The sequence below is a fragment of the Oryzibacter oryziterrae genome, assembly GCF_021864535.1.
GTDB lineage: Bacteria > Pseudomonadota > Alphaproteobacteria > Rhizobiales > Pleomorphomonadaceae > Pleomorphomonas > Pleomorphomonas oryziterrae.
This window is the reverse complement of sequence record NZ_JAKJIC010000019.1, coordinates 58,113-69,292: the sequence shown is the minus strand read 5'-3', so window position 1 is coordinate 69,292 and position 11,180 is coordinate 58,113. Positions and strand designations below refer to the sequence as shown.

The 11,180-nt window shown below is 62.9% G+C and carries 9 protein-coding genes and 1 pseudogene; 6 read left to right on the top strand and 4 right to left on the bottom strand.

Annotation, left to right across the window (positions count from 1 at the left end):
* Together L2I41_RS17685 and L2I41_RS17680 are read left to right on the top strand one after the other, a co-directional pair.
* Positions 1-236 (top strand): annotated as a pseudogene (locus L2I41_RS17685) (hypothetical protein); the annotation flags it as partial.
* Positions 237-334: 98 nt separating this feature from the next.
* Positions 335-1,498 carry a calcium-binding protein gene (locus L2I41_RS17680; RefSeq protein WP_237154903.1) on the top strand — a complete coding sequence of 388 codons (1,164 nt, stop codon included), beginning with the start codon at positions 335-337 and terminating at the stop codon, positions 1,496-1,498.
* A 23-nt stretch (positions 1,499-1,521) separates the two neighbouring features.
* On the opposite strand, the gene L2I41_RS17675 is transcribed toward L2I41_RS17680, so the two are convergent.
* Both L2I41_RS17675 and glyA read right to left on the bottom strand, forming a co-directional pair.
* Complete coding sequence (locus L2I41_RS17675) at positions 1,522-2,769, bottom strand: D-amino acid dehydrogenase (protein WP_237154902.1); 1,248 nt, start codon at positions 2,767-2,769, stop codon at positions 1,522-1,524.
* A gap of 127 nt (positions 2,770-2,896) precedes the next feature.
* A complete protein-coding gene (gene glyA, locus L2I41_RS17670) occupies positions 2,897-4,168 on the bottom strand; it encodes a serine hydroxymethyltransferase (protein ID WP_237154901.1) in 1,272 nt (423 codons plus the stop codon).
* 146 nt (positions 4,169-4,314) lie between these two features.
* Here glyA and L2I41_RS17665 point away from each other — a divergent pair, with 146 nt between their 5' ends.
* Complete coding sequence (locus L2I41_RS17665; RefSeq protein ID WP_237154900.1) at positions 4,315-5,199, top strand: LysR family transcriptional regulator; 885 nt, start codon at positions 4,315-4,317, stop codon at positions 5,197-5,199.
* Positions 5,200-5,217: 18 nt separating this feature from the next.
* On the opposite strand, the gene L2I41_RS17660 is transcribed toward L2I41_RS17665, so the two are convergent.
* Positions 5,218-6,975 carry a hypothetical protein gene (locus L2I41_RS17660; RefSeq protein ID WP_237154899.1) on the bottom strand — a complete coding sequence of 586 codons (1,758 nt, stop codon included), beginning with the start codon at positions 6,973-6,975 and terminating at the stop codon, positions 5,218-5,220.
* Between the two features lie 331 nt (positions 6,976-7,306).
* Between L2I41_RS17660 and L2I41_RS17655 the strand changes: the two genes are divergently transcribed.
* Complete coding sequence (locus L2I41_RS17655; RefSeq protein ID WP_237154898.1) at positions 7,307-7,777, top strand: DUF1131 family protein; 471 nt, start codon at positions 7,307-7,309, stop codon at positions 7,775-7,777.
* A complete protein-coding gene (gene meaB, locus L2I41_RS17650; RefSeq protein ID WP_237154897.1) occupies positions 7,774-8,766 on the top strand; it encodes a methylmalonyl Co-A mutase-associated GTPase MeaB in 993 nt (330 codons plus the stop codon). The genes L2I41_RS17655 and meaB overlap by 4 nt, the downstream gene beginning before the upstream one ends.
* 157 nt (positions 8,767-8,923) lie before the next feature.
* Here meaB and L2I41_RS17645 read toward each other — a convergent pair whose 3' ends face one another.
* Entirely contained in the window at positions 8,924-9,796 is an 873-nt protein-coding gene (locus L2I41_RS17645; RefSeq protein ID WP_237154896.1) for a helix-turn-helix transcriptional regulator, read from the bottom strand.
* Positions 9,797-10,649: 853 nt separating this feature from the next.
* Here L2I41_RS17645 and L2I41_RS17640 point away from each other — a divergent pair.
* Positions 10,650-11,165: a hypothetical protein gene (locus L2I41_RS17640; RefSeq protein ID WP_237154895.1), complete on the top strand. Its 516-nt coding sequence runs from the start codon at positions 10,650-10,652 to the stop codon at positions 11,163-11,165.
* The last annotated feature ends 15 nt before the right edge of the window (positions 11,166-11,180 follow it).

Below are 11,180 nucleotides of genomic sequence, written 5' to 3'. Positions count from 1 at the left end.
CCGGCGACTACAAGGGGTTCTCAAAGGGCACCACCTGGACGCAGAACGGACAGGCGATCTTCGTCAAGGGCACCAACCCGACGGTGACCAAGGCGCTGCCGACCATCCTCTACGACACCGACACCGGCCTCGTTCAGGTTGACCTCGACGGCACCGGGACCAAATTCAATCTTGTCGAGATGATCCTGCTCGACGGTGCGCCGCAACTGGCCGCCAACGACTTCGTGCTGTTCTGAGGGGAGAGGCCGTCAATAGCGCGACAGCCCAGGTCGTCCGACCTGATGTCGCCTTCGACCTCTACACGGCGAGTGGTACCGCACTCGGCGGTTATCGGGTGACCAATCTCGGCAAGACCGACGGCACCAAACCCGGCATCGACGTGATGGCGGACGGACGCTTTTCGATTTCGTGGGTGGATAACAACGGAGACCTCAAGATGACTGTGCTCGATACCGCCACGACCGGCCGAATCATCAAGGGGACAAATGGTGTCGACGACCTCACCGGTACGGCATTTAGCGACACGATCTATGGCTATGGGGGCAACGATTTTCTCTATAGCGGCACAGGCGGCAACGATACGTTCATCGGCGGGCCGGGGGCTGATTACTTTTTCATCCAGAATCCCGAAGGCAACCACACTGCCAGTTATGTGTCGGCAGCGTCGGGTGTTGACGCCAATCTGACGAAGGGGAAAGGCTTCAAAGGCGATGCGTCGGGGGATACCCTCCTGGGTATCTCCAACCTCGTCGGTTCCCCCTTCGGCGATACGCTGGTTGGCAATGGCAACAACAACAAGCTGTCCGGGCTCGGTGGCAACGATGCGCTGTCGGGCATGGCCGGCAACGATCTTCTGGAGCCTGGCACCGGCAAGGACGTTGTCGATGGTGGTGACGGTGTTGACGTCGTGTCCTACGCGGGTATCTCCAAGGGCGTGACGATCAACCTTGCCGTGACTGATGGCTCTTCCAACGCCGGCGAGGCGTTTGGCGACACCATCCTCAATGTCGAGGGCGCAACGGGCACCAGCTTTGCCGACACGCTGCTGGGCACATCCGGCGACAACAAGCTGATCGGCAATGCTGGCAACGACATCCTCAAGGGCTTCGGCGGTGCCGACGTCTTGCGGGGGGGCTTCGGCAAGGACTTGATCTATCCGGGTTCCGGTCCGGACGACATCATCATCGATCACGCCAGAACATCGTCGCGCGATACCATCTACGGCTTCTCGACCGGCTACGATCAGATTCAGCTTTCGGTAGCCGGCGACTACAAGGGGTTCTCAAAGGGCACCACCTGGACGCAGAACGGACAGGCGATCTTCGTCAAGGGCACCAACCCGACGGTGACCAAGGCGCTGCCGACCATCCTCTACGACACCGACACCGGCCTCGTCCAGGTTGACCTCGACGGCACCGGGACCAAATTCAATCTCGTCGAGATGATCCTGCTCGACGGTGCTCCGCAATTGGCCGCCAACGACTTCGTGCTGTTCTAAGAGAGAGGCAAGGACGGCCCCCCTCAATACCGCGACAGCCCCAGATCGTCAGACCTGATCTCGCCTTTCTGGCCAGAGATCAGGTCGGCGAGCAGGCGACCGGAGCCGCAGGCCATGGTCCAGCCCAGCGTGCCGTGGCCGGTGTTGATGGAGAGGTTGCGATAGGGCGTACGGCCGACGATGGGCGTGCCGTCGGGCGTCATGGGCCTCAGGCCGGACCAGTATTCGGCGGCCTTGTAGTCGCCGCCGGGGAAGAGGCCGGAGGCGACATATTCCAGCGTGGCGCGGCGGGCCGGCGGCAGGTTGGTGGTATAACCGGAGATTTCCGCCATGCCGCCGACGCGGATGCGGTCGCCAAGGCGGGTGACGGCGATCTTGTAGGTCTCGTCCAGCAGCGTCGATTGCGGGGCGAGGGCGGCATCGGTGATCGGGGCGGTCAGCGAATAGCCCTTCACCGGATAGACCGGCAGGCGCAGGCCGAGCGAGCGGGCCAGCAGCGGCGAGAAGGAGCCGAGCGCCAGCACATAGTGATCGGCGGAAATGGGGCCCTTGTCGGTCACCACACCGGTGACGCGGTCGGTCTCGTGGGTCAGCGCGGTGATCGCGGTGTCCTGCACGAAGCGGACGCCGCGTTCGACGCAGAGCGCGGCCAGCGCGTTGGTGAACTTGAAGCAGTCGCCCGTCTCGTCTTCCGGCAGGCGCAGGGCGCCGACGAAGCTTTCCGTGGACCGGGCCAGCGCCGGTTCGGCGGCGATGACGCCGGCCCGGTCGAGGATTTCGAAGGCGACGCCGTCGCGCTTCAGGATCTCGGTGTCATGGGCGGCGTGATCCACCTGAGACTGTTTGCGGAACAGTTGCACGGTGCCGAGGCTGCGGTGGTCATAGGCGATACCGGTCTCCTGGCGCAGGGCCACCAGGCTGTCGCGGCTGTAATTGGCGATGCGCAGCATGCGGCTCTTGTTGAGCTGATAGGCCTCGGCCGTGCAGTTCCACAGCATCTGCACCATCCACGACAGCATGGCCGCATCGGCCTTGGGGCGCAGGATCAGCGGCGCGTGCTTCATGAACATCCAGCGCACCGCCTTGATCGGGATGCCCGGCGCGGCCCAGGGCGTGGAATAGCCCGGCGAGATCTCGCCGGCGTTGGCGTAGCTGGTCTCAAGCGCGGGGCCGGGCTGGCGATCATAGACCGTCACCTCGTGACCACGCTGCAGGAGATACCAGGCGGTGGTGACACCGATGACGCCCGACCCGAGAACCGCGACTTTCATGACATTGATCCTGCTTCAATAATACCAAAGCGCGAGGATGCTGGCGCATCCGCGCTTTGTGGTCTCGTCAATTTCTCATATGCATCAAGTGCATGAGAAATTGACGAAGGGAATACCAAGGTCATTTTCAAGGCCCCTTGGTATAAATGGGGAAACGGGCGGCCATGGCCCGGACACTCGCCAGAACGGAGGCGAGCACGGCCTCGTCCTTGGGCGCGCGCAAGACGCGGTCGATCATCTGGCCGATGGCGACGAACTCCTCGACGCCAAAGCCGCGCGCCGTGCCGGCGTTGGCCGACAGGCGCAGGCCCGAGGGGGCCTCGGGCGGATTGGGATCGAAGGGGATCAGGTTCTTGTTGACGGCGATGCCGGCAGCCTCCAGCGCCTTGGCGGCGAGCGAGCCGTCGATGCCGCGTGCGGCGAGATCGACCAGCATCAGCCCGCTGTCGGTACCGCCGGAGACGATGCGGACGCCGCATTGCTGCAGCGTTTCGGCCAGTGCGCGGGCATTGGCGATCACGGCCGCGTTGTAGGCCTTGAACTCGGGCTTCAGCGCCTCGCCGAAACAGGCGGCCTTGCCGGCGACCGCATGCATCATCACCGAACCCTGCACGCCGGGAAAGATGCCATAGCTGATGCGGTCGGTGAGGGCCGGATCGTTCCAGAGCACGAGGCCGCCGCGGGCGCCGCGCAGCGACTTGTAGGTGGTAGACGTCACCACATGCGCATGCGGGAAGGGATGCGGATAGACCCCGGCGGCGACGAGGCCGGCGAAATGCGCCATGTCCACCATCAAGAAGGCGCCGACCTCGTCGGCAATGGCGCGGAAGCCGGAAAAATCGAGGGAGCGCGGATAGGCCGAGCCGCCGACGATGATCAGGCGGGGCCTTTCCTTGAGCGCCAGCGCCCGTACCTCGGCCATGTCGATCTGTTCGGTTTCGCGCGAGACGCCATAGGGCACGATGCGATAGTCGCGGCCCGTGAGGGTGGCGGGGTGGCCGTGGCTGATATGGCCGCCGGCGGCGGTGTTCATGGAGAGGATGCAGTCGCCGAGCTTGAGGAGCCCGAGATAGACGCCGGCATTGGCATTGGAGCCGGAATGCGGCTGCACATTGGCAAAGGCGCAGCCGAACAGTTCCGTGGCGCGCTTGACCGCCAGCGCCTCGATGGCATCTGCGAACTCGGCACCGCCGTAATAGCGGCCATAGGGCAGGCCCTCGACCGTCTTGTTGGTGAGAACCGAGCCTTGCGCTTCCAGCACGCAGCGGGAGACGAGATTTTCCGAGGCGATCAGCTCGATGCCGTCCTGCTGGCGCTTGAGCTCGCCCGCGATGGCGGCGGCAAGTTCGGGATCGGCGTCAAGCCCGGTCGAGAAATAGCCGGCGTGCAGGGTGCTCATGCGATTGAAGTCTCCGGAAAGGCGCGGGGCATTGCGCGAGCGGTCTGCCGACCGTCGCGGCATGCGCAAATTCTAGACATGGCGAACCATCAGGTCTACTTAAATGGACTTGAGTATATCATTAGCAAAAATGCAGGGTTGGTGGCATGGATCTCAGCCGGTTGCGCACGCTGCGCGAACTCTCCAAGCGCGGCACCATGGCGGCGGTGGCGGAGGCGTTGTTCATTTCGCCGTCGGCGGTGTCGCAGCAGATCGCGCTTCTGGAGGATGAGGCCGGCGTGTCGCTGATCGAGCGGCGCGGCCGTGGCGTGCGGCTGACGCCGGCGGGGCAGCGGCTGGTGGCACAGGCCGATCGCATCTTCGCCATCCTGGAGGAAGCGCGCACCGATCTTGCCGAAGCACGGGCAGAAGTGGCGGGCGAGCTGACCTTCGCGGCCTTCCCCTCGGTGGCCGCCTCGCTGGTGCCGGCGGTGATGCGCGATCTCGAGATCCGCTTTCCGGCGCTGCGCGTCACGCTGCAGGTGATGGAGCCGGATGAAGCGATCAACGCCTTGCGCGCCTGGCAGGTGGATGCGGCGATGATCGACAGCTTCACCATCGACGCAAGCGAGACGGGCGGGGCCTTCGAGACGGTGCCGGTCTGCGACGACCGTCTGTTCGCCGTGCTGCCGCCGGGGCACGTTCTGGCGGAGCGGGAGACGCTGGGACTTGAAGATCTGAAGGGGGAGAAGTGGGCGCTGGACACAGCCTCAAGCGCCTACTCCTCGGCCATCCTTGAAGCGAGCCGCCGTGCCGGTTTCCAGCCGGAGGTCAACGGCTATTGCAACGGCTTCGAGGTGGTATCGGCCATGGTGGAGGCGGGCTGCTCCATCTCGGTCATGCCGGGCCTGCTGATATCCAGCTACCGCGGCGGCTTCGTCGCCCGCCCGATCGAACCGGAGATCCGCCGCAACATCGCGGTGGCCATCCGGCGCGGCGAGCGCAGGAAGCCTGCCATCGCCGCGCTGGTGGAGAGGTTGGGGGGAGGATAGCGCCCCCCAATGCAGGCGTTACTGCAGAACGGGTGTGAAGAACTGATTGTAGACCGTATACAGTCGTTCGCGATTGTCGAAGACGCTGGTGACTTGCTTCACGGTCACGTTCAGAACGTAGCTCTTATTTCGGGTGTCATCTAGGGTAAGCTGCGTAGCCCCGCGCAAGAAGAACCTGACCTTGGCGCTCTTGTTGGCCGCCAAGTCGAAGCGAAGTGTTTGTCCGCCACTAGTGATGCATCGATCCTTGGCGTCGACAATACAGGACCAAGGGCTCGGATTGAACATGGTGTAGCTTATCGTGCTGCCCGAATCTGAATGCACAATGAAGGGGTTGGGGAACGAAACCTCGACCCGACTAGCGACAGCCGGCGCCTTGATGATGAAATCCTGATGCGTGACGCCTTCCTGCTCGATGCCGATCTTGTCGCCATTCCCTGTCTTCGTCACCGAGACGACATTCGGATTACCGGCGGTGGTGACGATATACGGGCGGTCCCAAAGATCCAGTACGAGCGTCTTCGAGTTCGTGCAGGCGGCCGCCAGCAATGCCTGGCCCGTAACGGGTGCGTTCTTGTTGGTCGACAGATAGTAGCGGAGGATGACTGCCTGGTTCGCAGCGATGTCTACAGGCTTGTTCAAGGCCGCAAGTGGGGTAAGGCGATCGGTCTTGTAGAAGCGGTAGTCGAGGGCGCCATCATACAGGGCCTTGCACCCCGTTGCCTTGCCCGAGGACGGTCCGGTGATCTTCAGATCATACTGGGCCGTCGCTCCCGCTTGGACGGGGGCAGGATCATACTGGACCAGTGAGTAGCCGAGCTCGAGAGACGAGTCACTTTCACTGCGCGAAATGAATGTGTAGGTGGCAGGACTGATCGTGTTGCCGAACGTCTTGTCTTCGAAGTGCAGCGTCGCGGAATAGATACCTGCCTTCGAGAAGGCGGTCGAAGACGTATTGAGGTCGGGCACGTGCTCGACCAAGCCGCTTGCCGTAACAGTGTGTGTTCCAAGATTGGACATCATGAGGAACGCATCTGTTTTGGGAGCATATTCCAAACTGGACTTCAGCGAGTAGGCGCTGTTGCCCTCGTTGAACAAGGTGACACTCTTGCCCATATCGCTTTCAAGGTGCGTGAGCACTTTATGTGCGGAGAACGGGTACCATCCAGGAATGGCGTAGCTGGTGGGCGCGGTGAGGTTCACGGTGATCGCGCTCGAAGCTGCCATAGCGCTGGAATAGGGATACTGCATCCCGACCTGGAAGTAATAGGTGGTGCCCTTCTCGGCATGAAACGTTGTTTTCAGCGGGGCTCCGCCCCCCGTGATAGTCGCAGACACTGACTCGGACTGTTGTTTGGGGCCGTAACCTTTTTCGGAGACAATCAGAGAAAGCCCCAAGGCTTTTCCAGTGCTCGAATGCCCGACAGACACCGTGAGAGCCTGGGTCTTCGTTGCCGTGAACTTGTACCAGGCCGTCGCAACGGCGGCGTAGGGCTCGATATCCCAGTCGCCGAGATTGGTGGTATACCCCGCAAACTTGAACGTCGCCTTGGCAGGCAGCGCGGTGCCGAGCGAAAGGGCTCCGCTCATCTCATCGTTGCTGATCGCGGAGGTCGATGCTTTCCCAAGCTCGGCAACTTCGGCCTTGGACAGGATGTGCTCCGAAAAGCGACGATCACGGGCCGCTTGTGCTGGTGACTTTGGCTCATCCGCATGGGCGACCATGGTGCCGCCTGCCAGGCCACAAAGAAGAGCGTATTTCAGAGTTCGGAACATGGGGTCACCGGATCAGTATGTTTGACGATATCGCACCAGCTGAGTGCAAGGGTAGATCGAAGGTCTGCAACCTGATGCGTATATTGCTGGAAAAATAACTGCAACATATGACAATCCTCGTACCTGGACGGCCTTTGGCCGGTTTTTTGCCCCCGCCCTGCGCCAACAAAGCCGTTCACCCCCGCTGCGCTTCATGCTATCCGGAGGCATGATCAGTCGATTTGCATATTGCCGCCTTCTGGCGTTTTTCGCCCTCGCGCCACTCGCTGCCTGTTCGGCAGTCGGTGGCGGTGATGACTTTGCCGTCTCCGCGCCGCCGGTGCGGGGGGCAGTGAGCTTTTCTGCCGCCGGGGTGCCAGGCTTGGCCGCCGGTACGCCCTATTCGGCCAAGGCCATCCAGGCGTCCATGCCCGGGTTCGAGGCGACGCCGGTGACCATGGCGACGGAGAGTTCGGAAAGCGTCTCCGCGCTGGCCCTGTTCCAGGATGGCCTGCAGGTGATGCAGGTGCTGCCGGGATCCAACGGGCAGATCGGCGCCATTCACGGCGTGTCCGAACGCCTTGCCGGCCCCAATGGCGAACGTATCGGCATGAGCTTCCGTGAGGCGCGCATGAGCCGGTCCGATTGCCGCGAAGGGCAGGGCAACTGGCTCGGCATGGCGATTTGCAAGGCGCGCAATGCGCCGAACGTCAGCTTCGTCTTCTCGGTGCCGGGCTACATCTCCTCCTCCGGCCTGCCTGACGACGCGACGCTGGCGACGGCCACACTGCAGCGCATGATCTGGGTGCCGATCGCCTCATGACGCACCACCGCCCCGCCATCGACGTCGATCGGCTCGCCGAGGGCGTGCTGGCGGGCGAACGCGCCGTGCTGGCCCGCGCCATCACCCTGATCGAAAGCCGCAAGCCCGATCACGCGGCGGCGGCGCGCGACCTGTTGCAACGCCTTCTGCCGCATACGGGACGGGCTCATCGCGTCGGGATCACCGGCGTGCCCGGCGTGGGCAAGTCCACCACCATCGACCAGCTGGGCGCCAATCTGACGGCCGCTGGGCACAAGGTGGCGGTGCTGGCGGTGGATCCCTCCTCGACGCGTACCGGCGGCTCCATCCTCGGTGACAAGACGCGCATGGCGCAGCTTGCCACCGACCGCAATGCCTATGTGCGGCCGTCGCCCTCGGCGGGCACATTGGGCGGCGTGGCCGCCAAGACGCGCGAGACCATGCTGGTCTGCGAAGCCGCTGGCTTCGACGTGATTCTGGTGGAGACCGTAGGCGTCGGCCAGTCGGAGACGGCGGTGGCCGACATGGTCGATGTGTTCCTCGTGCTGATGCTGCCCGGCGCCGGTGACGAGTTGCAGGGCATCAAGAAGGGCATCCTGGAGCTGGCCGACATCATCGCCGTCAACAAGGCGGACGGCGAGGGGGCCGTGCGTGCGCGCGCCGCCGCGGCCGAGTATCGCGCGGCGCTGCATATCCTGGCGCCGGCTTCAAAGGACTGGACGCCACCGGTGGTGACCATCTCCGGCCTCGCCAATCAGGGGCTGGATGTGCTGTGGGCCGAGGTGGAGCGGCATCGGCAGGTGATGGACGCCAATGGCAAGCTGCGCGACAAGCGCAGCGCCCAGCAGGTGCATTGGATGCACGAAATGATCAACGCCCGCTTTGCCGAACGGTTGCAGCGCGATCCCGAAGTCCGCGCGCTTCTGGAAGCCCGTCGGCAGCAGGTTGCGGCCGGGGCCATGGCACCGGGAGCGGCGGCCGACGATGTGGCGCGTCTGCTTGGGCTGTAGTCGCCGGAGACTGGCCCGGTGCTGGCTGCGGCATGCACCGGTTCGCACAAGGGGCTGAGGCACAGGCTCTTCGGGCAGCGAACAAAATCCCACAGGCACCGACGCGCCGTTTTGGCGCAAGCGGGTTGCCGATGGCTATCTTCATTGGCGCCCGATATCACTCCGCGATGGCGCGATAGTCTTCATCCATGAAGGCCGGCAGGTCGTTGGTGCCGGGGCGCTGATGTCCACGGATGACGGTCGGCGGGAAGCCGAAGCGATCCTTGAAGCGCAGCGCAAACCGCGAATGGGATTCGTACCCCACGGCCGTTGCAATCTGCGAGACGGGCATGCCGGTCGATTGCAGCATGAACACCGCCGTGGACATGCGAATGTCCGTCAGAATGTTGCGCAGGCAGTGCCCTTCCTGGGCGAGGCGCCGCCGCATGGTGGCCTCGCTGAGACCGAGGCGCTCGCAAACCACGTGGCTCGACCAATCGATGCCCGGCTCCATGAAGATCAGGCTTCGGATCTGGTTGGCCAGGCTGACGGAGCGCACCGAAGAGAACTGCAGTTCCTGACGTTCCAGCCACAGCAGCACTTCTTCCATGCGATGGCGGGCAATGTCCTCAGGATAGACAAAGGGGGCTGCGAGGGCGACGGCGGCATTGTGGAAGGCCTCTTCCATGCCGCCACTCCAGGCCTCGAACCGCACCGCGTGGCGAATGGGGGTGACTGACGGTGGATACCGACGGTGGAAGGCCTCGACGACGGACTGATCGAAGCCCATCCAGACCGCATCGAAACCGTCCTCCCCCAGTTCGTAGGACGAGTCCATGGTCACGCAGGCGTTGACCATGACGCCCTGGCCGGCAGAAATGTGAAAGACGTCGTCGCCCACTCGAATGGTCTTGCTGCCACGACGCACAATCACGATAGCCGGATTTGGCATGAACAAGCCCGAGAACTCGACAGGTGCGAACTGACGGACTTCGGCTGTGGCGCCGATACCTGTGCGGGAGTGTAGAGAGTTGTAGACGTCTTTGATCATGGGGCTGACGTGGTTCGAGTTGGCATGCAAGTCCTGCAAGCACAGACCATGCCGACCAGGCAGGACAACTCGGTCGGCACTTCATACAGACCCACCGAACGCGGATGCATCGGTGTTTCGAGTGGCTTCGAATTTCTAGCTTAGCGTGAGCGAAAGCGAAACTCGAATAGTATATCGACTGTCAATTCCAATAACAGCCGGTACGAACGCATCTCCCAAATGTCTCCCCGCAGGTATTGCCTCGTAACATGCAGTTGATGCCATCATCAGGTTTGCATTGTGCAGGCAGCACGTAGGGCGAGCGTTTATCCTACAAGGTTTCAAGTCCTTCGCCTCTCAACGTACCTCGCTTCAGCGGCTTTGATCCAAGCGCGGCGCCATCTTGGGGCGGGGACATCAGGCGGTCACTGCGGTGTAAAGATGCAGGTGAAACCGTACCGCAAAGTGCAGACCGGATATACCTGGTTGCGATGAAAACATATTCCTCAAGGTATATAAATCATATGAACACCAGTGAAGTTACAGAAAATATCGCTGCCGATCGTCACTTTTCTGTGTGTAACCTTGGTCAAAGAGACATGGGGTACCGCATGTGGTGCAGCAGAAGGCGGCCTGTGCCGCGAGGGGCCGGCACTCGCCGATGAAGCGCAGGCGCAAGCCCCGCCATGGGGGCGCCTGAGGGCGCCCGAAGGTGCGGCCACGGCGCGCGGAATTTTTCCTGGGATGGCACGTTTGGCGAGAGGGGAGTGTTGAAGCGCGCGCCGCTCTTGCAGTCCGGCAACAGCCTGCCACGCGCACCTGAATGCCCCCCGCATCAGGACGACCTGCGCGCTTTCTCAAGGAGATTTTCGAAATGTCGTTTATGCCCCACCCGAAGGCCATGCCGCTCGTCCTGCTGGCTCTTGGCTTGACCGGCGCCTCCGCCCATGCCGACACGGCAACCTATACCAGCGCCCCGGTCTCCGGTTGCCCGACCTGTGTGGCCAAGGACACCACCGGCCTCGTGGTTCAGGCGCAGGGGCAGCTCTATCCGACCGGCTGGACGGTGAAGACCAGCGCCAATGGCCTCTATGTCGCCAACCGGCAGGGCGCCACCTTCACGCTGCCGGGCAAGACCTTCGACCTGACCGGCTTCAAGCTGTTCGCCAAGTCGCTGCGCTATGGCACCAGCCCGGTCACCTATACGCTCTACGCCTTCCATCCCGGCAACCCGATCGCCGACATGGTGCAGATCACCGTGAACTCGGCCGTGGTGCGTACGCTGCCGATCTCGGACAGCCGCCTCACCAACCTCTCCTCGCTCGACGTCCGCTTTTCGTCGGACATCAACTACACCTATTTCATCGAGACCAATTTCAAGCCGCACTGACTTCGGCACCAGAGG

Coding starts and splice junctions, on each gene's coding strand:
- L2I41_RS17675 (WP_237154902.1), bottom strand. CDS start 2,769: ATGAAAGTCGCGGTTCTCGGGTCGGGCGTCATCGGTGTCACCACCGCC.
- glyA (WP_237154901.1), bottom strand. CDS start 4,168: ATGAGCACCCTGCACGCCGGCTATTTCTCGACCGGGCTTGACGCCGAT.
- L2I41_RS17665 (WP_237154900.1), top strand. CDS start 4,315: ATGGATCTCAGCCGGTTGCGCACGCTGCGCGAACTCTCCAAGCGCGGC.
- L2I41_RS17660 (WP_237154899.1), bottom strand. CDS start 6,975: ATGTTCCGAACTCTGAAATACGCTCTTCTTTGTGGCCTGGCAGGCGGC.
- meaB (WP_237154897.1), top strand. CDS start 7,774: ATGACGCACCACCGCCCCGCCATCGACGTCGATCGGCTCGCCGAGGGC.
- L2I41_RS17645 (WP_237154896.1), bottom strand. CDS start 9,796: ATGATCAAAGACGTCTACAACTCTCTACACTCCCGCACAGGTATCGGC.
- L2I41_RS17640 (WP_237154895.1), top strand. CDS start 10,650: ATGTCGTTTATGCCCCACCCGAAGGCCATGCCGCTCGTCCTGCTGGCT.